The following is a 21695-nucleotide window of genomic DNA, read 5'->3' as shown; positions in this document are numbered from 1 at the left end:
TGGGAACCGCCCTCAGCGCACCCCGCGCGCCCGCAGCGCCTCATAGACCGGGCGCAGCAGGAAGGGGCTCAGGAACAGGGGAAACTGGCAGAGCGCGAAGAACAGCAGGATGCGCGGATCCGTCGCCGCCGGCAGCACGGCGATGTAGAGCGCCATGTTCCGGTTGCCCGACAGCAGCCCGGCCGACAGCGCGATGCGCGTCCCCGCCACCGGCCGCATGGCGAGTGCCGTCAGGATGTTCAGCCCGAAATTCCCCGCGAAGGCCAGCGCGATGCCGCCCGCGACCCAGAGCGGTTCCGCCAGGATCTTCGCCTGCATGCCGTCCATCACGCCGAAGCCGTAGAGCACGACAAGCAGCACCACCGCGCCATCCACCGCGCGTCCCGTGCGTTCCAGCCGCGCCGGCCCCGCCAGCCGCCGGATGATCATGGACAGCACCAGCGGCAGCCCCACCACCAGCGCCAGCCGGGTCATCAGGGCGGAGAGCGAGATGGCCAGGTCGATCCCCAGCAGCCCGAGTGCCAGGGGCGGCGCGATGAAGGGCACCAGCAGGGTGGACAGCACCGACACCACCAGCGCGATCTCCCCATCCAGCCCCACCAGGCGCGCGAAGGCGGGGGAGGAGGTGGCAGCACAGCCCGTCGCCATGATCACGACCGCGGCACCCAGCGGCCCGTCCAGCCCGATCAGCCGGGTGATGGCGAAGACGATCAGCGGGCAGGCCAGCAGCAGCCACACCAGCAGCCCGGCCACCATCAGCGGCCGGCGAAGGTAGCCCAGCACCTGCACGAAATCGACGCGCAGCAGCACCAGCGTCATCAGGCAGAAGACGCCGGGGGAGACGAGGTCGCGCGTCGCGCTGGCCAGCGGCGGGAAGATCACGCCGGCGAAGACGCCGAAGCCCAGCAGCGCACCGCCATGCCGGGCCGACCATTCGAAGGGGGCGAGAAGGTTGCGCAAGGCCTGGCGGTTGGAGTTGTTCGCTCCGTGTTCTATATCCAAGGCGTGCGATCCCGTCATCTCCCCGTCCTCGTCACCGCCGCGTTGCTGTTCGCGGTCCCGGCCTTCGCGGCCTGCACCTCCCCGGCCGCGCCGGAGGTCGTGTGGCGGCGCTGCCTGCTGGATGGGCGGGACCTGACCGGCGTCGATCTCAGCCGCGGGCATCTCCGCGATTCCTCGCTGCAGCGGGCGAAGCTGGCGCAGGCGAAGATGGTCGGGGTGGACGCCACCGATGGGCGCTTCCTGTCGGCGGACCTGACCGGCGCCGATTTGACGGAAGCGGTGCTGCGAGAGGCCGATTTCACCCGCGCCATCATGCGCGGCGCGGTGCTGGTGCGCGCCGACCTCCGCCGCGCCCGCCTGTTCCGCGCGGATCTCACGGGTGCGGACCTCACGGGTGCCGATTTGACCGGCGCCGATTTCTCCGGCGCCATCCTGGATGGCGCGCGATGGACGGATGGCCAGCGCCTCTGCGCGGCGGGGAGCGTCGGCACATGTCAGTAACCGCGCCCGACTACATCACCCGCCTGAACCCGGAGCAGCGGGAGGCGGTGGAAGCCCTGGACGGGCCCCTGCTGGTGCTGGCCGGCGCGGGCACGGGCAAGACCCGCGTGCTGACCACGCGCTTCGCCCATCTGCTGATGACCGGCAAGGCCAGGCCGTGGGAGGTGCTGTCCGTCACCTTCACCAACAAGGCCGCGAAGGAGATGCGGGAGAGGGTCGCCGCCATCATCGGCCGCCCGGTGGAGGGCCTTTGGCTTGGCACCTTCCACGCGCTCTGCGCCCGGATGCTGCGGCGGCATGCCGAACTCATCGGGCTGCGCACCAACTTCACCATCCTCGATGCCGATGACCAGATGCGCCTGCTGAAGCAGGTGATGGCGGCGGCCAATATCGACAGCAAGCGCTGGCCCGCGCCGGGGATGATGGCGGTGATCCAGCGCTGGAAGGATCGCGGCCTGACGCCTTCGCGCATCACGGCCGCCGAGGACAGCGATTTCGCCAACAATCGCGCCAGCGAGATCTATGCGGCCTACCAGCGGCGCCTGCTGGAACTGAACGCCGCCGATTTCGGCGACCTGCTGCTGCATGTCACGGAAATCCTGCGCACGCGCCCCGACGTGCTGGCGGATTACCATCGCAGCTTCCGCTACATCCTGGTGGACGAATACCAGGACACCAACCTGGTCCAGTATCTCTGGCTCCGCCTCCTCGCCCAGCATGAGGACCCCAACCGCCGGAACATCTGCTGCGTCGGCGACGATGACCAGTCGATCTATTCCTGGCGCGGCGCGGAGATCGAGAATATTCTTCGGTTTGAGAAGGATTTTCCCGGCGCCCGCATCGTGCGGCTGGAATCCAACTACCGCTCCACCAAGCCCATCCTGGCGGCCGCCGCGGGGCTGATCGCGCGCAACACAGGGCGCCTCGGCAAGACGCTGCGATCCGGCCGCAACGATGCCTCCGGCGACAAGGTGCGCGTGGTGTCGCTCTGGGACAGCGAGGATGAGGCGCGCATGGTCGGCGACCGGATCGAGGCCGCGCGCCGGTCCGGCCACCCGCTCTCGGAAATCGCCATCCTGGTGCGCGCCGGCTTCCAGACGCGCAGCTTCGAGGAACGCCTCATCACCCTCGGCCTGCCCTACCGCGTCGTCGGCGGGCTGAAATTCTACGAGCGCGCGGAGATCCGCGACGCCATGGCCTATCTCCGCATCGTCCAGCAGCCCGCGGACGACCTGGCCTTCGAGCGCATCGTGAACACGCCCAAGCGCGGGCTTGGCGATAGCGGGCTGCGCGCCATCCATGAATTGGCCCGCGCGCAGGCCATCCCGCTCTCCGTGGCGGCGGAACGCATCGCGGAGACGGATGCGCTGAAGCCCAAGCCCCGCACGGCTTTGCGCGAACTCATGCGCGGCTTCGCCCGCTGGCGCGCGGTGAATGAGAAGGAAGGCCATGTCGTGGCCGCCGCGACGGTGCTGGACGAAAGCGGCTACACCGAAATGTGGAAGCTCGACCGCAGCCCGGAAGCGCCGGGACGGCTCGACAACCTCAAGGAACTGATCCGCGCGATGGGGGACTACCCGTCGCTCGCCGGCTTCCTCGACCATGTCGCGCTGGTCATGGAGACGGATGAGAACGCGGAGCAGGAGCGCATCCAGCTGATGACGCTGCACGCCGCCAAGGGGTTGGAATTCGACACCGTCTTCCTGCCGGGCTGGGAGGAAGGGCTGTTTCCCTCCCAGCGCAGCATGGATGAGGGGGGCGAGAAGTCGCTGGAGGAGGAACGGCGCCTGGCCTATGTCGGCATCACCCGCGCCCGGAAGACCGCCGTCATCAGCCACGCCGCCAATCGCCGCATCTACGGCAACTGGACGTCGTCGCTGCCGTCGCGCTTCCTCGATGAATTGCCGGCCGACGCCATCCAGCGCGAGGGCGCTTCCCAGATGCGCCAGCACCGGATGGCGGACACGCCATCGGTATTCATGGGCCAGCAGGGCCTTATGGCCCGCCGCCCGCGCGTGATCGAGGCCGGTCCCTGGGAGGTGAAGGAACGCCCTGCCCCCGCATCGGGAATCGCGAAGGGGGAGCGGGTGTTCCACCAGAAATTCGGCTACGGCACCGTCGTCGCGGTGCAGGATGATCGCCTCGACATCGAATTCGACCATGCCGGGGAAAAGCGTGTGCTGGACCGGTTCGTGCAGAAGGCAGGCGACGTCTGATGGTGCGTGATACCTATTCGATGCAGCGGGACCGGCGCGCCGATCCGCTGGAATCCATCTGGATGGACGGCCTGCCGGAGGATGCGGTGCCGGCCTTCGAATCGGCCTTCCTGACGCATTGCCGCTCCGTCGCCCTGTTCAAGGACGACCCCACCGATACCTGGCGGGTGGAGGGCGTGCGCCCGCAGGGCTCGCCGGATGGCGAATTCGCCGGCGCCCTGGCGCTGGCCGCCCTGATGGCCGGGATCGAGCAGCCCGCGCTGCAGGTGGCGCCCGTGGAGGCCGAGGGCTGGCTCGCCCGCACGCTGTCCTCGTTCGAGGAAATGCCGATCGGCGGCGATGTGCTGGTGCGGCCGACCCATGTGGCGCCGCGGCGCCTCTATGGCCGCACCGTGCTGACCTTGGATGCCGGCATCGCCTTCGGCTCGGGCGAGCACAATTCGACCCGCGGCTGCCTGATCGCCTTCGAGAAGGTGGCGCGGGACCGGCGGCCGAAGCGGCGGCTGCTCGACCTCGGCACCGGGTCGGGCATCCTGGCCATGGCGGCGGCGAAGCGGCTGAAGCGGCCCGTGCTGGCGACCGATATCGAACCCTGGTCGGTCCGGGTGGCGCATGACAATGCCCGGATGAATGGCGTTGGTCGTCTGGTTCGCGCACGCCTGGCCGATGGCTGGCGGGACCGGCATGTGAAGGCCGGGCGGCGTTACGATGTGGTCTTCGCCAACATCCTGGCGCGGCCGCTCTGTTCCATGGCCTGCGCCATGTCGGTCGGCCTGGCGCCGGGGGGCACGGCCATCCTGGCGGGGCTGCTCGGCACCCAGGCGCGGATGGTGCTGGCGGCGCATCGGCGGCGCGGCATGGTGCTGGAACGGATGCTGCCGCAGGGCGCCTGGACGACGCTGGTGCTGCGCCGGCGCTGAATCATGCAGCGAGGCCGGCTTCCTTGCGGAAACCGGCCCCGTGCTTCCGCCCGGGGACCCGCCGGGGTCCCCGGTGGGTAACTCAGGCGGCGATCGCCTTGCCGGCCAGGGCGACGTTGCCGTTGGCAGGGCGCGGCGCCAGGCCGTTCGCCGGGCGCGGCTGGCTTGCGCTGAAGCCGGGCTCGAAGACGCGGGTGATATCGCTGCGGGTCAGGCCGATATCGGCCAGCTCGCGGTCCGTCAGGGCGCGCAGGTTCTCATAGGTCCGGCGACGTTCCGGCCAGGCGCGGACGGCCTCGGCGGCGGAAATCAGGCCGTGGCCGATGGCGGAGAAAAGCTTCCGCACGCCGGCGGCGATGGCCTCGTCCCGCGCGCGCATGGCGGCGAAGCGGATGGCTTCGAGCTCGGTCTCGCGCGTCATGCGGGTGGTGGCGGCGTGGGGGAACAGGCCAACCTGTTCCTCGGGGATGCGGGCGTTCATGATGACCTCTGTTGTGGTGCGTGGCCGGGAAGGTTCTGTCCCCGGCCGCGCTTCGCAGGTGCAACATAGGTGTTTGCGCGCCACAGGTGATGCGGTGAGGCAACAGCCGAGCCATGCGCCAAGCGCATGAGAATCTGTGGACACATGTTTCAACGTTAGAGCTTCGGTAACACATCCCGTGACGCAACCCGCCCCCCACACCCGCCTCGCCGCCCTCCGCGCCCGGTTCGACGCAATCGGCGTCGATGGCCTGCTGGTCCCGCGCGCCGATGCCTTCCTCGGCGAATACGTCCCCGCCTCGGCGGAGCGCCTGGCCTGGCTGACGGGATTCACCGGCTCCGCCGGCCTCGCCCTGGTCCTGAAGGACCGCGCCTTCCTGTTCATCGATGGCCGCTACACCACCCAGGCGCGGCAGGAGGTCGATGCCGGCCTCTGGGAATTCCGCCATCTGATCGACCAGCCCCCCGCCAGCGTCCTGAAGGCGGAGGCACCGGCGGCGCGCATCGGCTACGATCCCTGGCTGCACCCGGAATCGGCGCTGGATCGCCTCGCCCAGGCCGGTGTCACCCTCGTCCCGCTGGCGGCCAATCCGCTGGATGCCATCTGGACCGACCGGCCCGCCCCGCCCGCCGCCCCTGCCATCCCCCACCCCATCGCCTTCGCGGGGGAGGAGGCCGCGGCGAAGCGGGCGCAAGCCGCCGCCAGCCTCGGCGCGGCGGGGCAGGGCGCCGCGGTGCTGGCCGATGCCCATTCGGTCGCCTGGCTGCTGAACATCCGGGGCAGCGACCTGGCCCATACGCCGCTGGCGCTCGCCGTCGCGATCCTGGATGCGACGGGGGCGGTGGACCTCTTCCTCGATCCCGCCCGCGCCGATGCGTCGCTGCGCGACCATCTCGGCAACGCCGTGGCGCTGCACCCGCCCGGCAGCCTGCGGGACCATCTGGCCGGGCTGGCCGGCCGCAGGGTCCGTCTGGACCCGGACGTGACCCCCGCCTGGTTCGGCCAGGCGCTGCGCGAAGCCGGCGCCACGCCGGAAGCGGGGGAGGACCCCTGCCGCCTGCCGCGCGCCCGGAAGAACGCGGTGGAACAGGATGGCGCGCGGGCCGCCCATCGCCGGGATGCCGTGGCGCTGGCCCGCTTCCTGGCCTGGTTCGCGCAGGCCGCGCCGGGCGGCGGGCTGACGGAGATGTCCGCCGCCGCCCGCCTGCTGGCCCTGCGGGCGGAGGGCGCGCATTTCGTGGCGGAAAGCTTCCCCGCCATCAGCGGCGCCGGGGAGCACGGTGCCATCATCCATTACCGCGCCACCCCCGCGACCGACCGCGCGATCCGGCCCGACGAGGCCTATCTGATCGACAGCGGCGCGCAGTACCGGGACGGCACCACGGACGTCACCCGCACCCTCTGGACCGGCCCGGGCGATCCGCCGGCGGAGCTGTGCGAACGCTATACAAGGGTGCTGCAGGGCCATCTGGCGCTCTCCGCGCTGCGCTTCCCCGAAGGCATCGCCGGCCCGCACCTGGATGCGCTGGCGCGCCGGCCTCTCTGGCTCGCGGGCCTCGACTACGACCATGGCACCGGCCATGGCGTCGGCAGTTTCCTGGCGGTGCATGAGGGCCCGGCCGGCATCAGCCGCGCCGCGAAGCCGGTGCCGCTGGCGCCCGGCATGGTGCTGTCCAACGAACCGGGCTTCTACCTGCCCGGCGCCTACGGCATCCGGATCGAGAACCTGCTCCTCGTCCAGCCCGCGCCGTCCCTGACCGGCCAGGTCAAGCCCTTCCTGCGGTTCGAGACGCTGACCCTCGCCCCCTATGACCGGCGCCTGGTGGCCCTGCCGCTGCTGGCGCCGGCGGAGCGCGCGCAGGTCGATGCCTATCACGCCCGGGTCCTGGCGGAGATCGGCCCGCTGCTGGACGATGGCGACCGGGCCTGGCTCGCGGCGGCCTGCGCCCCGCTGGCGTGACGGGGCGGAACGAGCCGCCATCGTTTGAAGTACAACTTATGCGGGTATTTTGTGGCGTTGCGGTGAAAACAGTTGTTGAGTGAGGCGGTCAACTTCCGCTTCACCTGCCGCTGCGACCCTGGAGCCCATGCCAAGCCCCCCTTTCCGTCGCCGGACCCTGCTCCTCACCCTCGCCGCCCCCGCCCTGGGGGGAGCCGCCGCCGGATTGCGCGCGCTGGAGGCCGCCGAATGGCAGGCCTTCTGCACGCGCTTCCTGGAGCCGGACGGACGGGTGGTGGATGGCGGCAATGGCGGCATCTCCCATAGCGAAGGGCAGGGCTGGGGCCTGCTCTGCGCCGAGCGGGCGCATGACCGGGACGCCTTCGACCGGATGTGGGGCTGGACGCGGCGGACGCTGGCGCGGCGCGGCGATGCGCTGTCCTCCTGGCGCTGGCGGCCGGAAGGCTCGGGCGGCCTCGTGGATGATCCGAACAACGCCACCGATGGCGACCTGATGATCGCCTGGGCGCTGCTGCGCGCCGCGCAGCGCTGGCCGGATGGCGATTATGGCGCGCAGGGCGTGGCGATCGCCCGCGACATCCTGCGCCTGCTGGTGCGCCAGGTGGGGGAGGAGACGGTGCTGCTGCCCGGCGCCGCCGGCTTCGAGCAGCGGGACCATGTCGTGCTCAACCCTTCCTACTACGCCTTCCCCGCCATGCGGGCGCTGGCGCAGGTGGTGCCGGACCCGCTCTGGCTACGGCTGGCGGCGGATGGGCTCTCCATGCTCCGTCGCGCGCGCTTCGGCCGCTGGGGCCTGCCGCCGGACTGGGTGGCGCTGCCGCGCGCGGGCGGGCGGCCTGTCCCGGCGCCGGGCTGGCCGGCGCGCTTCTCCTATGATGCGGTGCGGGTGCCCCTCTACCTCGCCTGGGCGGGGCTGGGGCGGGAACCGGCGGTGGCCAGCGCGGTGCGCTTCTGGCTCGACCCGCAGCATCCGCGCCTGCCGGCCTGGGCGGACCTGACCTCCGACAGCGTCTCCCCCTACGCGGCCTCCCCGGGCATCCGGGCGATCGTGCTGGTGGCCACCGCGCGCCAGGGTTCGATGGCGACGCCTTTTCCGATCCTGCCGACGGTGGACGAAGCCCGGGACTATTATTCAGCCGTGTTGACCCTCCTCGCGCGTCTCGCTTGGAGAGATTCGTGAAAGAGTAAAAGTTGGCGATGCTTTGGAGACGGGGATTGGCTATTCCCTTAACGGCCTTGGCACGGCATGTTGCATTGCAATCGGGGGTTCATTGCATATGGCGCAGGATACGGATGTGGCACGGGTGGCCGCCGCGTTGCGCGCCCCGGCCATCCGATATCGTAGTTTCGGTAACGAACCGGTCAGGACGCCGCCACCCGCGCCTGAGCCGGATGGGTATTCGCTGCTCAGCGCGATGACGCAGGCGGCGGAAACGCCGCAGGAACAAGCACTTCCGCCTGCCGAGGCCTGGCAGCCCCCGCCCGCCGAACCCGCGCCCGCCGCCTGGGCCGAAGCGCCGCCGCTCCCGTCCTGGCCGGAACCCGCGGCTCCCGCCTGGTCCGCGCCGCCCGTCCCGTCCTGGCCGCCCCCGGCCGCGCCCGGCTGGCCCGACTCGCCGCAGGAGATGGTGCAGGAACAGCCCGCCCGCGCCGAGCCGCAGCCGCCCTCCTGGGCGGCTCCCGCCCTGCCGCCCCTGCCGCCTCTGCCCGCGGAGCATGCCTGGACTCCGCCGCCGGCACCGGTCCCCGCTTCGGCGCCGGCCGCCGAATTGCCGCCCCTGCCGCCCTTGCAGGCCCTGCCGCCGCTGCCCGCGGCACCGCTTCCGGGCACGGCTTCGCCCATCGCCCCCGCTGCCGCGCCGGGCTGGACGCCCGCCGCGCCCGAAGCGCCGCCGCCCGTCGTCGCGGCGCCGGCCCTCGTGCAAGCGCCCGTGCCGTCCCCGATCCCGTCCCCCATGGCGGCTCCCACCTTCGCGCCCCCCGCCCCGGTCCCCGCCGGCCGGCCGGGGGTGGAGGCCATGACGCTGCTGCGCGCGGCCGACATGGTGGCGCCGCTGCCGCCGCCGCCTCGCACCGGGCTGACCACGCTCGCGGCCCTGTCCACCGGCGGCGGCGCGCCGGCCGACTCGCCGCGCAGCCTGTTCCCGCTGATCGAGGCGCTGGACCTGCCCGGTGGGATGCCCGGCGGGATGCCGGGTGGGATGCCGCCTCGGCGCGATGCCGCCACCGCCGTGCCGCCGCCCTACGCCATCCCCGCCCTTCGCGCCCAGCCGGCCCTGGTGCCGGCGGCGGAGGTCGAGATGGCGCTGCCTGACCTGCTTCGCCTGCTGGCGGCCGGATCCGCCGGCGCCGCTGATGCCTATTCCGCTATGCGCCGCCCCGTGCGCGCAGACCGGCGAACGACTTGACCGGAGGCTTTCTTCGCCCATGCCCCTGATCTGCTTTGCGTCTCCCAAGGGCGGCGTCGGCAAGACCACCCTGGCCGCCAACCTCGCCGACGCGCTTCAGCGCGACGGCAGGCGCGTGCTGGTGATGGATTTCGACCCGCAGAACACGCTGCGCCTGCATTTCGGCGTGCCGCTGACCGACATGGGCGGCTTCACCGCGGACCTGCCGCGACGGCCGGACTGGCGTTCCTGCGTGCGGGAAACGCCGTCGGGCGTGATGGTCCTGCCGCATGGCGCGATGGAACTGCGCGGCGCGCTCGGCCTGGCCGCGGCGCTGGAGCGTGACCCGGACCTGCTGGCCGCGCCGATGCGCGCCATCCTGGCCGATCCCGGCCTGACCGTGATCGCCGATACCTCCCCGGGCCCGTCCCATGCGCTGGCGGTGCTGGTGCCCATGGCGTCGATGGTGGTGGCGGTGCTGCAGGCGGAAGCGATCAGCGCCGCGCTGATCCCGGATATCGACAGCGGCCGCTTCCTCGGATCGGGCACCATGGCGGCGCTCTTCGCCGGGCGACTGCGCGTGGTGCTGAACGAGGTCGACCTGAATTCCCGCCTCTCCCGCGCCGCGGCGGATGCGGTGGCCCGCCACCTCGGCCCGCGCCTGCTCGGCGCCGTCAGCCGGGATGAGACGCTGGCCGAGGCCCTGGCCATGCAGAAGCTGGTGCAGGAGATCGCGCCCGACTCGCGCGCTGCCGAAGACATCCGCGGCATCGCCCGCGCGATCGAGGCCGCGCTGCCCAACGCGCCCGAGAGCTTCGGCCTCGGCTGGGGCGCGCGATGAGCTTTGGCCAGGCGCTACGCCACGGCCGTGCCTTCAGGGGCGGCATCTGGGGCCGCCCGTGGATCTCGCTGCCCATCATGGTCCTCGCGGCCCTGATCGGAACGACGTTCATCGTCGCGCCGCTGGATGCGGAGCAGCAGGCCTGGCTCGCCGTCGCCGGCTTCCTGCTGTACCTAGTGGCGGACCGCATCCCCGGGCGGGGGATGACGATCTTCATCGTCCTCGTCTCCGTCCTCGTCTCGCTCCGCTACATCCATTGGCGGCTGGTGGACACGCTGGAATTCACCAGCTTCTCCCAGACCTTCCTCGGCACCGGGCTGCTGCTGGCGGAAGTCTATGCCATCTCCACCATGCTGCTCGCCTATCTCCAGGTGATCTGGCCGCTGGACCGCAAGCCGGTCCCGATGCCGGACGACCCGGAGGAATGGCCGACCATCGACGTCTTCATCCCGAGCTACAACGAACCGCTGGAGGTGGTGAAGCCCGCCATCTACGGCGCGCTGGCCATGGACTGGCCGCGCCACAAGATGAACGTCTTCCTGCTGGATGACGGGCGGCGCGACGAATTCCGGCGCTTCTGCGAACAGGTGGGCTGCAACTACGTCATCCGCGCCGACAACAAGGGCGCCAAGGCCGGCAACATCAACGCCGCGCTGAAGAACACCACCGGCGAATACATCGCGATCTTCGATTGCGACCACGTCGCCACCCGCGCCTTCCTCCAACTCACCGTCGGCTGGCTGCTGCGGGACCGCGACCTCGCCATGGTGCAGACCCCGCACCATTTCTACTCGCCCGACCCGTTCGAGCGGAACCTGGCCTCCGGCCAGCGCGTCCCCAATGAAGGGCTGCTCTTCTACGGCCTGGTGCAGCAGGGGAATGACCTCTGGAACGCCGCCTTCTTCTGCGGCTCCTGCGCCGTCATCCGGCGCGAGGCGCTGGAGGAAGTGGGCGGGGTGCCGACCGTGACGGTGACGGAAGACTGCCACTGCTCCCTCAAGATGCAGCGGCGCGGCTGGCGCACGGCCTATCTCCGCATCCCGCTGGCCGCCGGCCTCGCGACCGAACGCCTCATGCTGCATATCGGCCAGCGCATGCGCTGGGGCCGGGGCATGATCCAGATCCTGCGGATCGAGAATCCGATGACGGCGGAGGGGCTCCGCTTCGCCCAGCGCTGCTGCTACTTCATGTCGCAGTTCCACTTCCTGTTCCCGCTGCCGCGCTTCGTCTTCCTGACGGCGCCGCTCGCCTTCCTGCTGTTCGGCGAAAGCATCATCGCGGCCAGCCCGCTGGCCATCCTGGCCTATGCCGGCCCGCACATCCTGCATTCGGTCGGTGCGACCAGCCGCCTGTCCGGCCATGTGCGCCACAGCTTCTGGTCCGAGATCTATGAGACGGTGCTGGCGCTCTACCTGATCCCCGTCATGCTCGCGACGCTGCTCGACCCGAAGAAGGGCAAGTTCAACGTGACCGACAAGGGCGGCACGCTGCAGGAAGGCTTCTTCGACCTGCGCGCGGTCGGCCCCAACATGGTGCTGACGCTGGCGCTGATCGCGGGGCTGCTGTCCGGCATCTACGGCCTGACGACCAACCCGGTGGAGAGCCTGGATTTCCAGGCCTTCGCGCTGAACTTCATCTGGGCATTGCTGTCCTTCGTCGTCGTGCTCGCCGGCCTCGCCGTCGGCCGCGAAAGGCGCCAGGTGCGCGAACGCGCGCGCGTCGGCGCCGTGGTCGCGGCGAATGTGGTGCTGGCCGATGGCCGCGTGCTGGAAGGGGAGACGATGGACCTCTCCCTCGGCGGCGCGGCGGTGACGGTCGATCGGCCGGAGGGCGTCGCGGATGACGCGGCGGTGACGCTCGAACTCGATGTTGGATCGGAATGGGTGGCCATCCCGGCGGAGATCCTCCGCTGGAACGAAGGTCGCCTGCAGGTGCGCTTCGCGGCGCAGACGCTGCATGACGAAGGCAATATCGTCCGCGCCGTCCTTGGCCGCGCGGATGCCTGGGTGGATTGGGACGACGTGCGAGAAGACAAGCCTCTCCGCAGCCTGGCGGAGGTTGCCCGCTCGATCGGCGGCCTGTTCCGTGGCGACAGCCAGTTCTCCTTCTTCGTGCGCCGCGGCAAGCGGGCCAAGCCCACGGTGCGCATCGTGCCGCCGCCGGGTTCGGAAGGCGCCGACACGGTGGTGGCCGGAGAGGATGCGACACCGCCCGCCCCCACGCGCCGCCCACGCGGCGAATCCAGCATCCGCCGCGCCGCCGCCATCGCGCTGATGCTGGCGCTGGGCGCGCCCGGCATCGCCGCCGCGCAGGTCAACCTGCGCGGCGCCCCGCCGCCGCCCGCCGCCTTGCAGCCCGGGCCGCAGGGCCTGCCGCTCAACCTGCCGCCGCAATCCCCCGGGGTCGGCACCTTCGGCGCGCCGTCGGCCCAGGGCGGCGCGCAGCCTCTGATGCCCGGCGCGGGCTCGCCCTTCGCGGCCCCGGCTGCGGGGCCGGCGCCGACCTCGGGTGGCTTTGCCGCGCCGCCGCCCGCGCTCGGTGGCGGCCTGCTCTCCACCCCGCAGGGCCAGGGCGCCGGCCAGGCCGCCGCGCCGCTCTCCGGCGGGCCGCTGCCCGCGGCGCAGCCCGGCTTCCTCGGCGGCGTGCCGATGGTGGGCAGCTTCGGCTCCCCCACTGGCGACGGCTCCTCCCGCACCGAGACGCGGACGCTCCGCCAGCTCGGCCTGCGCGCGCCGATGCAGATGCGCGGCACCTCGGACCTCCAGGGCGTGCTGTTCGGCGTGCGGGGCGATGAGGTGGTGACGGCCGCGCGCCTCGTCCTCCAGGGCGCGACCAGCCCGGCGCTGATCCCGGAATACAGCCAGATCGCGATGTCGCTGAACGAGCAGTTCGTCGGTGTCATCAACCCCGACCGCAACCGCCCGGCCTTCGGCCCACTGGAATTCCCGATCAACCCGGTCTTCTTCGCCGATCTCAACCGCCTGAACTTCCGCTTCACCGGCCGCTACACGGTGGAGTGCAACGACCCGCTCTCCGGCCTGCTCTGGGCCAATGTCTCCGACCTCTCGACCCTCCAGGTGACGCTGGAACGCCTGCCCCTGCAGCGTGACCTGGCGCGCCTGCCCGAGCCCTTCTTCGATCCCCGCCTGCTGCGGGAGCCGCTGATCCTGCCGGTCGTCGTCTCCGAAGGCGCGGGCAATGATTCGCTGAAGGCGGCGGCCTCCGTCGCCTCCTGGTTCGCGGTGCAGGCGGATTATCGCGGCGCGAGCTTCCCCGTCTCCTTCCAGCTGCCGCCGCGTGGCAACACGGTGGTGATCGCCGCGGGGAATGAACAGATCGCGGGGATGAACCTGCCGCGCTTCGACGGGCCGACGCTCGCCCTGGTGCCGCATCCCGCCGACCCCTTCAGCCTGCTGCTGATCGTGGGTGGCCGCACCGGGGCTGAAGCCGCGCAGGCCGCCACGGTACTGGCCGGCAGCAAGGAAGCCCTGGCGGGTGAGGTCGCGGTGGTGCAGCCCATCACGCTGCCGCCGCGCCAGCCCTATGACGCGCCGCGCTGGATCCGCAGCGACCGGCCTGTGCGCTTCGGCGAACTGGTCGATCCCAGCGAATTGCAGGCCTATGGCTACGCGCCGGGCCCGATCGCGCTGCCCTTCCGCACGGCGCCCGACCTCTACACCTGGCGCGGCCGTCCGCTGCCGGTGGACCTGCACTACCGCAGCCCGCCCGGCCCGATCATGGATGTCGCGGTATCGCGCCTCGATGTCGCGCTGAACGATATCTACCTGCGCAGCCTGCCGCTCAGCCCGCCGGAAGCGCCCTGGCCCATCAATCTGCTGAGCCGCCAGATCGGCCAGGCAGACCGGCAGAGCTCCCGCTTCGGCCTGCCCGCCTACCTGATCTTCGGCATGAACGAATTGCAGCTGCGCTTCGACATGCGGCCGATGCATCGCGGCGACTGTGTGGCGGTGCCGGCGGATGTGCGCGCCTCCATCGATCCCGACAGCACGATCGACCTGACCGACGCCTACCGCTTCACCACCCTGCCGAACCTCGCCTTCTTCGCGGGCTCCGGCTTCCCCTTCACGCGCATGGCCAATTTCAGCGAAACCGCCGCGGTGCTGCCGGAACGGCCGAACACGGTGGAACTGTCCTCCTTCCTGACCCTGGTCGGGCGCCTCGCCTCCCATGTCGGCCACGCCACCACGGGGATGGAGGTCGTCCGCCCCGGCGGCATGGAAGCCGTCGCGGCGCGGGACCTGCTGGTGATCGGCACGCTCGGCCGCCAGCCCGCGCTGAACACGCTGCTGCGGGACGACGGGCCGGTGAAGCTGGACGGCAACCGCCTGTCCGTCGCGCTGCCCGACACGATGGAGAGCTTCCGCAACCTGTTCCTGGGCGATGAGCCGCGGATCGCGCGCGAACAGGCTTCCGCGCTGCTGACCTCGACCGGCGATGGCCTCGGCATCATGATGGGCTTCGAAAGCCCGCTGCGTTCCGGCCGTTCCGTGGTGGCGCTGACCGGCACCACGCCGCAGGGGCTGGAGATGATGCTGGCCGCGCTGCGCGACCCGGAGCAATCGCCCCGCATCCAGGGCGACCTCGCCATCCTCAGCGGCGGCCGGATCAGCAGCTTCTCCCTGGGCGGCCACTACACCGTCGGCACCCTGCCGCCGCATGTCTGGCCGCAGTATTTCATGTCCACCAGGCCCGACCTGCTGCTGCTGCTGCTGGTCGCCTCCTGTGCCATCGTCGCCATCCCCGCCTACTGGGCGCTGCGTCGCCGCGCCGCCATCCGCCTCCGGACCCGCACGACATGATGTCCCTGCGACCCCCGTCTCCCCGCAGCCTGCGCGCCGGCCTGCTCGGCACCGCGCTCGTCGCCGCGTCGCTGGTGGCGCCGCCGGCCTTCAGCCCCGCGCTGGCCCAGGAACGCGGCGTGGCCGCGCTGCTGGACCAGGCGAATTACTGGAAGCTGCAGAACCGCCCGGACCAGGTGATCCGCACCCTGGAACGCGTGCTGCAGGTGGATGCGCGCAACGCCGATGCCCTGTCCGGCATCGCGGAGGCGCAGGCCCAGCTCGGCAACACCGCCCAGGCGCAGGATGCGCTCGCCCGCCTGCGCGCCGCCGCGCCGGCGGATCCGCGCACCATGCAGGCCGATGCCGCCGTCCGCACCTCCACCGTCGATGCCGCGGCGCTCGCGCAGGCGCGGCAGTTGGCGCAGGCCGGCCGCAACGCCGAAGCGGTGGAACGCTACCGCCAGATCTTCGCCGGCGCCCCCATCCCCGATACCTTCGCCCTCGAATACTACCAGACGCTGGCGGGCACCGAGGCCGGCTGGCGTGAGGCGCGCGACGGCATCGGCGCGCTGGCCCGGCGCGCCCCCAGCAACGTCGCCATCCAGCTCGCCAATGCGCAGATCCTGACCTATCGGGAGGAGACGCGCGCCCAGGGGATCGAGCAGCTCCGCCGCCTCTCCGGCCAGGGCGACAACCAGCAGAGCGCCTCCGCCGCCTGGCGCCAGGCCCTGACCTGGCTGGGCGAGGGGCCGGAGGCGGTTCGGCCGCTGGAAGGCTACCTCCAGCAATTCCCGGACGATGCCGAGATCCAGCGCCGGCTGGAACTGGCGCGCAACCCGCCGCCGGTGGCCGCCGACGATATCGGCCTGAACCGCGTGGCCGGCTGGCGGAACTTCAACGGCAACCGCCTCCGCGACGCGGAGGAGAATTTCAACGCCGTCCTCGCGCTCGACCCGAACGATGCCGACGGGCTCGGCGGCCTCGGCCTGATCCGCCTGCGCCAGGGCCGCCAGGCCGATGCGCGGCGGCTGCTGATGGCGGCGATGGAGGCCGATCCCTCCCGCCGTTCGTCCTGGGAACGGGCGCTCCAGGGCGCCTCCCAGCGCGGCGGCCCGGGCGGGCAGGGTGGGGGCGGCGGCGCGCCGGGGCCGGATATCCAGGCCGCGCGCAACCTGGTCGATGCCGGCAACTTCTCCCAGGCCGAGACCCTGCTGGCGCGCATCACCGCGCGCAATGGCGGCGACCGTCCGGATGCCGAGGCACTGCTGGGCGACATCGCGCTGCGCCAGGGCAATGCCGGCCTGGCGGAGCAGCGCTACCGCGCGGCGCTCGCCCGGCGCGGCAATTTCGGCGCGGCCATGTCGGGCCTGGCCAATGCGCTGCAGGCCCAGGGCAAGTTCAACGAGGCCGAGGAAGTCTTCCGCCGCATCGGCGGCACCCAGGCGCCGCAGGTCCGCGCCGATGCGCTGCGGGCCGAGGCGCAGCGGACGGACGACCCCGCCGCCGCCGCCGCCCTGCTGCGCGCGGCCGTGCAGAACGACCCGTCCAACCCCTGGCCCCGCCTCGACCTCGCCCGCCTTCTGGCCCGGAGCGGGCAGGGGGGCGATGCCCGCGCGCTGATCGATGGCAGCGTCGCCAGCCGCGCGACGCCGGACACGATCCACGCCGCCGCCATCTTCGCCAGCGAACAGTCGCGCCCGGCGGAAGCGGTGCGGCTGCTGGAACGCATCCCGGCCAATGTCCGCAGCCAGGACCAGACGCGGATGCTGGGTTCCATGCGGGTGCAGGCGCAGGTGGCCGCGGCCGCCGCGCTGGCGACGCAGGGCCGCCGCCAGGAAGCCCGCCAGCAGCTCCTCGCCATGGCGTCCCGCCCGGACCCGAGCGGCGAGGTCGGCCCCGCCGTGGTGCGCGCGCTGAACGCCATGAACGACCCGCGCGGCGCCCAGGAAGCCGCGCGGCTCTATGCCGTGAACGCGCGCGCGCAGCAGCCTGCCACCCAGCTCGCCGCCGCCGGCGCGCTGATGGAAGCGGGGCTCGACCAGGAAGCGGCGCAGCGCGCCACCCAGATCGACCCCAACCGGCTGACCGCCGAACAGCGCCGCGTCGCAAGCGGCCTCGCCTCCGGCCTTTCCATTCGCGCCTCGGACCAGCTGGCCGCCCGCGGCGACCGCGCCTCGGCCTTCGACGTGCTGGTGCCCACCCTCCAGAACGATCCCGCCAACCCCGCCGCGAACCTGGCGCTGGCGCGCCTGTACCAGGGCGCGCGGGACCATGAGCAGGCCGGGCGCATCGCCGATGCCGTGCTGTCCCGCAACCCGCGGGACACGGATGCCCGCACCGCCTCCCTCGATGCCGCCATCGCGGCGCGGGACTGGGGGAAGGCGGAAGCGCTGATCAGCGAAGGCCGCGCGCTGATGCCGAACGATGCGCGCATCCCGCTGCTGGAAGCACGCCTCGCCCGTGCCTGGGGCGACCAGCGCCGCGCGCAGACCGCCTTGCAGCAGGCCGCCCAGCTCCGCCGGCAGCAGATCGGCATGGACGTCCAGCCGCCCAGCATCATCACCGGCGGCGTCCTGCCGCAGGCGACGCTGCCCCAGCAGCGCGCCGTGCCGGGCTATGAGAACCCCTTCCGCCGCACCCCCCTGGCCGGCCAGGACCTCTCGCCCGCCCAGTTGCAGATGATGCAGGCGAGCCAGGGCCTGGCGCCGGCCACACGGTCACCGGGCATGCCGGGCCTGCAATTCGCCCAGGCGCAGCTGCCGAACCAGACCGCCCAGCCGCCCGACCCGCTGCTGAACGAGATCACGCGCCAGCTGGCCGAGGTGCGGGAGGAAGCGGCACCCCGCATCAACCCGGCCCTCGGCATGCGCGTGCGGTCCGGCGATGGCGGCATCGACAAGCTGAACGAAAGCCATGCCGGCGCGGAAGGCAGCATCGCCATGCCGGGCGTTGGCGGGCGGCTGACGGCCCGCGTCAGCGCCGTCAGCCTCGATGCCGGGGACCTGTCGCCGCAGCTCGGCTCCATGCGCCGCTATGGCGGCTTCGCCTCCACCCTGCCGGCGCCGAGCGGCACGCTCTCCTCCCAGCAGGCGGCGCAGGCCGGCAATACGGGGTCCAGCCAGTCCGGCGTGGCGCTGGGCGTCGCCTATGCGCGGCCGGGCTTCACAGTCGACCTCGGCACCACGCCGCTCGGCTTCCTGCAGGAGAACTATGTCGGCGGGATCGAGATCGCGCCCGAGATCGGCGACGGTGTCCGCCTGCGCCTGACCGCGGAGCGCCGCGCCATGACGGACACGCTGCTGTCCTGGGGCGGGCGGCGCGACCCCGTCACCAGCACCATCTGGGGCGGCGTGGTCCGCACCGGCGGCCGCGCGCAGATCGAATTCAGCAGCGGCGAGACGAATTTCTACATCGCCGGCGGCTACTTCACCTTCGCCGGCGACGGCGTGGCGGAAAACAGCCGCATGGAAGCCGGCGCCGGCTTCCAGACGCCGATCTGGCGCTCCGCCAACGAGGAACTCGTCACCGGCCTCGACCTCGTCTACTTCGCCTATGACAAGAACCTGCGCTTCTTCACGCTGGGCCATGGCGGCTACTTCAGCCCGCAGAGCTTCATGTCCGCCAACGTCCCGCTGGATTATCGCGGCCGGTCGGGGGACCTGTCCTACCGCGTCGGCGCGACAGTCGGCCTGACCACCTTCACGGAGGACCGCACCGCGGTCTTCCCGAACGATGCCGCCCGCCAGGGCGCGCTGGCATCGGCCGCGGCCGCCGACAGCTCCATCAACGCCTTCTATGCCGGCCAGACCAAGACCGGCCTGACAGGCGGCCTGCGCGGCGACATCGAATACATGCTGACGCCGCAGCTGCGCATCGGCGGCGCGCTGCGCTTCGACCAGGCGGCGGATTGGAGCGAGACGCGCGGCCTGGTCTATGCCCGCTACCGCTTCGACCGCTGACCGGGACGTGGGACAGGACCAAGGCGGCATGAGTGAGAACACCCCGGCGGACCCCATGACCGCCGCCTACCTGGCCCGGCGCGGCGTCTCCGCCCAGTGGCGCGCCTTCCTGCGCGCCCTGGTGGAAACGCTGGACGCGCATCTGGATGAGGCCGGACGCGCCTCCCTGATGCACATCATCGGCCGGCGCATGGCCGAATCCCTGCCGCTGCGCCATTGCGACACGCTGTCCGGCCTGGAAGCCCAGGTGAATGAGGTCCTGGCCGGCGCCGAATGGGGCTTCTGCCGCCTGGCGGTCGATACCGGCGCCCGCCGCCTGGTCATCACCCACCTGGCGGCCCCGTCCATCGGCACCGGCGCGGATGCGGAAGGCACCTGGATCGGCGCGGTGCTTGAAGGACTCTGGAGCGGCTGGATGGCCGAACAGCCCGGCGCCGACCCGGCGATGGCGGCGGTGGTCGCGACCGCCGCGCCGGGGGAGACGGTGCTGCACTACGCCAAGGGGTGAGTCCCGGGGAAGGCGCCACCTTCCCCGGACCCCTACCGCCAGGGGGGAGACCCCCCTGGACCGTCCTCAGTTGACCATCACCTCAAGCCAGCCGCGGGCATCCAGACGGGCGACATCGCCCGGCAGCAGCAGCACCGTCGTCGTATCGCTCTCCACGATCGCGGGGCCGGGCACGGGCTGGCCGGGGGCGAGCGCGGTGAAGGCGAAGACCGGCAGATCAACCATCGCGCCCTCCACGAAGGCGCGGCGCGTGGTGACCGGCGCGGCGGGCGGCCCATCCGGCAGCAGCGGCGCGGGCAGGGGGGGCAGGCGGCCCACCGCCGCCACGCGCGCCGTCACCAGCACCACCTCCTCACTCCGCAGCGCATAGGTGAACAGCGCCTCATGCCGCGCGTGGAAAGCCTCGGCCAGCGCGGCGGGCAGGCCGGCGGCGGGCCAATCGACCGCATCCAGCGGCACGCCAACTTCGAAAACCTGTTCGCCATAGCGCATGTCGGCGCTGCGGCGGATGGCCGGATCGCCCGCCATCCATTGCGCCATGCGCGCGCGCGCCGCCGCCTCCAGCGCCGCGAACAGGGCGCGGATCGAGGGCTCGTCCGGCAGCCCCGCTGCGCCGACCAGACTCCGGGACACCTCGTAGCGCAGGTCCGTCTGCAGCATCCCCCAGGCGGAAAGCCCCGCCGCCAGCAGCGGCACCGCAACCCGCCCCATGCCGAGGTCCCGCGCCACCGCACTGGCATGCAGCCCGGCCGCGCCGCCGAAGGACAGCAGCGTGAAGCCCCGCGGATCGACGCCCCGGCGGACGGTCGCCACCCGGATGCCATCCGCCATCGCGACATTCGCCAACGCATGGATGCCCGCCGCGCAGGCCATGCGATCCAGCCCGAGCCGCCCCGCCAGCCGGTCCACCGCCGCCTCCGCCGCCGCCCGGTCCAGGCTGCGCGCGCCGCCGAGGAAGCGGTCGGGGTCCAGGTAGCCCAGCACCAGATTCGCATCCGTCACGGCGGGTTCCTGCCCGCCGCCGCCATAGCAGGCCGGCCCCGGCACCGCCCCCGCGCTGCGCGGCCCGACCCGCATCATGCCCCCCGCGCCCACATGCGCGATGGACCCGCCGCCCGCGCCGAGCGTCACGATGTCGAGGCTCTCCAGCGCGATGCGCTCCCCTCCCACCACGCGGCCACGCCCGAGCGCGGCCTCCGCCCCCTCGATCAGCGCCACATCGGTGGAGGTCCCACCCACATCGAAGGTGACGAGGTTGTCCCCGAGCCCCGCCCGCGCCAGCGCCAGCCCCGCCGCGACGCCGCCCGCGGGGCCGGACAGCGCCGTGCCCGCCGCCAGCCGCGCGGCTTCCGCCACCGGTGCCACGCCGCCATGGGAGAGGATGACGAAGAGCGGCCCGTGGAAGCCGGCCTCCGTCAGCCTGGTCTCCAGCCGCGCGAGATACCCCGCCACGATCGGCCCGACGGCGGCGTTCACCACGGTGGTGGAGAAGCGCTCGAACTCCTTGATCTGCGGCAGCACGTCCGACGACAGGGTCACATAGACGCCCGGCATGGCGGCGCTCACCGCGGCACCCGCGGCCTGCTCATGCGCCGGGTCGCGCCAGGCATGCAGCAGGCACACCGCCACGCCCGCCACGCCCTCGGCCTTCAAGGTCTCGATGGCGGCATCCAGGGATGCCTGGTCCAGCGCCGTCTCCACCGTGCCGTCGGGGCGGATGCGCTCCCGCAGCGGCAGGCGCAGGCGGCGCGGCACCAGCGGTGCCGGCACGGGCAGGCGAAGGTCGTAGCGTTCGGGCTTCAGCCCCTCCCGCATCTCGATGATGTCGCGATGGCCCTCGGTGGTGATCATGCCGATGCGCGCCGTGCGGCGTTCCAGCAGCGCGTTGGTGGCGACGGTCGTGCCGTGCACCAGGCGTTCCGTCACCTCCAGCATCTCCGCCACGGTGATGTGCAGCATGGAAGCCAGCACGCCGAGCCCATCCAGCACGCCGCGGGACTGGTCATCCGGCGTGGTCGCGGCCTTGGCCAGCAGCGTCGCGCCATCCGCGCCCACGCAGACGACATCGGTGAAGGTGCCGCCGACATCGACGCCGATGCGATAGGGACCCATCATGGC

The 21695-nt window shown here is 72.1% G+C and carries 13 protein-coding genes; 10 read left to right on the top strand and 3 right to left on the bottom strand.

Going from position 1 to position 21695, the window contains the following annotated elements; all coding sequences use genetic code 11:
• Positions 1 to 12 precede the first annotated feature (12 nt).
• Positions 13 to 960: a bile acid:sodium symporter family protein gene (locus tag BM041_RS19460; protein ID WP_245762167.1), complete on the bottom strand. Its 948-nt coding sequence runs from the start codon at positions 958 to 960 to the stop codon at positions 13 to 15.
• Between the two features lie 45 nt (positions 961 to 1005).
• On the opposite strand from BM041_RS19460, the gene BM041_RS19455 reads away from it, so the two are divergent.
• From BM041_RS19455 to BM041_RS19445, 3 genes are read left to right on the top strand one after another with little or no spacing between them, the layout of a single operon-like run.
• The gene (locus BM041_RS19455; protein WP_245762166.1) at positions 1006 to 1503 is read left to right on the top strand and encodes a pentapeptide repeat-containing protein; all 498 of its coding nucleotides are present in this window, start codon (positions 1006 to 1008) and stop codon (positions 1501 to 1503) included.
• Positions 1494 to 3719, top strand: a complete 2226-nt coding sequence (locus BM041_RS19450) for an ATP-dependent helicase (RefSeq protein WP_092961562.1) — start codon at positions 1494 to 1496, stop codon at positions 3717 to 3719. The genes BM041_RS19455 and BM041_RS19450 overlap by 10 nt, the downstream gene beginning before the upstream one ends.
• Positions 3719 to 4639 (top strand): 50S ribosomal protein L11 methyltransferase, encoded by a 921-nt coding sequence (locus BM041_RS19445; protein ID WP_092961561.1) that lies wholly within the window; start codon positions 3719 to 3721, stop codon positions 4637 to 4639. Before BM041_RS19450 ends, BM041_RS19445 begins: the two co-directional genes overlap by 1 nt.
• 82 nt (positions 4640 to 4721) lie before the next feature.
• On the opposite strand, the gene BM041_RS19440 is transcribed toward BM041_RS19445, so the two are convergent.
• Complete coding sequence (locus BM041_RS19440; RefSeq protein WP_245762165.1) at positions 4722 to 5120, bottom strand: DUF1127 domain-containing protein; 399 nt, start codon at positions 5118 to 5120, stop codon at positions 4722 to 4724.
• A gap of 178 nt (positions 5121 to 5298) precedes the next feature.
• Between BM041_RS19440 and BM041_RS19435 the strand changes: the two genes are divergently transcribed.
• The 7 genes from BM041_RS19435 (at position 5299) to bcsD (ending at position 19577) form a co-directional block, all read left to right on the top strand.
• On the top strand, positions 5299 to 7080 hold the full coding sequence (locus BM041_RS19435) for an aminopeptidase P family protein (RefSeq protein ID WP_092961560.1): 1782 nt from the start codon (positions 5299 to 5301) through the stop codon (positions 7078 to 7080).
• Positions 7081 to 7207: 127 nt separating this feature from the next.
• A complete protein-coding gene (locus BM041_RS19430) occupies positions 7208 to 8260 on the top strand; it encodes a glycosyl hydrolase family 8 (RefSeq protein WP_092961559.1) in 1053 nt (350 codons plus the stop codon).
• Positions 8261 to 8495: 235 nt separating this feature from the next.
• Positions 8496 to 9488 carry a hypothetical protein gene (locus BM041_RS19425; RefSeq protein ID WP_092961558.1) on the top strand — a complete coding sequence of 331 codons (993 nt, stop codon included), beginning with the start codon at positions 8496 to 8498 and terminating at the stop codon, positions 9486 to 9488.
• Between the two features lie 19 nt (positions 9489 to 9507).
• The gene (locus BM041_RS19420) at positions 9508 to 10308 is read left to right on the top strand and encodes a cellulose synthase operon protein YhjQ/BcsQ (RefSeq protein WP_092961557.1); all 801 of its coding nucleotides are present in this window, start codon (positions 9508 to 9510) and stop codon (positions 10306 to 10308) included.
• Between the two features lie 77 nt (positions 10309 to 10385).
• The gene (bcsA, locus tag BM041_RS19415) at positions 10386 to 15128 is read left to right on the top strand and encodes a UDP-forming cellulose synthase catalytic subunit (RefSeq protein WP_175534035.1); all 4743 of its coding nucleotides are present in this window, start codon (positions 10386 to 10388) and stop codon (positions 15126 to 15128) included.
• The gene (locus BM041_RS19410) at positions 15125 to 19069 is read left to right on the top strand and encodes a cellulose biosynthesis protein BcsC (protein WP_092961555.1); all 3945 of its coding nucleotides are present in this window, start codon (positions 15125 to 15127) and stop codon (positions 19067 to 19069) included. Before bcsA ends, BM041_RS19410 begins: the two co-directional genes overlap by 4 nt.
• Positions 19070 to 19097: 28 nt before the next feature.
• Entirely contained in the window at positions 19098 to 19577 is a 480-nt protein-coding gene (gene bcsD, locus BM041_RS19405) for a cellulose biosynthesis protein BcsD (RefSeq protein WP_175534034.1), read from the top strand.
• Positions 19578 to 19643: 66 nt separating this feature from the next.
• On the opposite strand, the gene BM041_RS19400 is transcribed toward bcsD, so the two are convergent.
• Complete coding sequence (locus tag BM041_RS19400) at positions 19644 to 21692, bottom strand: hydantoinase/oxoprolinase family protein (RefSeq protein ID WP_092961553.1); 2049 nt, start codon at positions 21690 to 21692, stop codon at positions 19644 to 19646.
• Between the last annotated feature and the right edge of the window lie 3 nt (positions 21693 to 21695).

The sequence above is a fragment of the Falsiroseomonas stagni DSM 19981 genome (genome assembly GCF_900114315.1).
Taxonomy (GTDB): Bacteria; Pseudomonadota; Alphaproteobacteria; order Acetobacterales; family Acetobacteraceae; genus Falsiroseomonas; species Falsiroseomonas stagni.
The sequence above is the reverse complement of the archived record's forward strand: the minus strand, read 5'-3'. Positions and strand labels throughout refer to the sequence as shown.

Bases quoted from the DNA above. Each gene is read 5' to 3' on its own strand.
- BM041_RS19445 (WP_092961561.1), top strand. From the start codon at position 3,719: ATGGTGCGTGATACCTATTCGATGCAGCGGGACCGGCGCGCCGATCCG.
- BM041_RS19425 (WP_092961558.1), top strand. From the start codon at position 8,496: ATGACGCAGGCGGCGGAAACGCCGCAGGAACAAGCACTTCCGCCTGCC.
- BM041_RS19400 (WP_092961553.1), bottom strand. From the start codon at position 21,692: ATGATGGGTCCCTATCGCATCGGCGTCGATGTCGGCGGCACCTTCACC.
- BM041_RS19410 (WP_092961555.1), top strand. From the start codon at position 15,125: ATGATGTCCCTGCGACCCCCGTCTCCCCGCAGCCTGCGCGCCGGCCTG.
- bcsD (WP_175534034.1), top strand. From the start codon at position 19,098: ATGAGTGAGAACACCCCGGCGGACCCCATGACCGCCGCCTACCTGGCC.
- bcsA (WP_175534035.1), top strand. From the start codon at position 10,386: ATGGTCCTCGCGGCCCTGATCGGAACGACGTTCATCGTCGCGCCGCTG.
- BM041_RS19450 (WP_092961562.1), top strand. From the start codon at position 1,494: ATGTCAGTAACCGCGCCCGACTACATCACCCGCCTGAACCCGGAGCAG.
- BM041_RS19440 (WP_245762165.1), bottom strand. From the start codon at position 5,120: ATGAACGCCCGCATCCCCGAGGAACAGGTTGGCCTGTTCCCCCACGCC.
- BM041_RS19420 (WP_092961557.1), top strand. From the start codon at position 9,508: ATGCCCCTGATCTGCTTTGCGTCTCCCAAGGGCGGCGTCGGCAAGACC.
- BM041_RS19430 (WP_092961559.1), top strand. From the start codon at position 7,208: ATGCCAAGCCCCCCTTTCCGTCGCCGGACCCTGCTCCTCACCCTCGCC.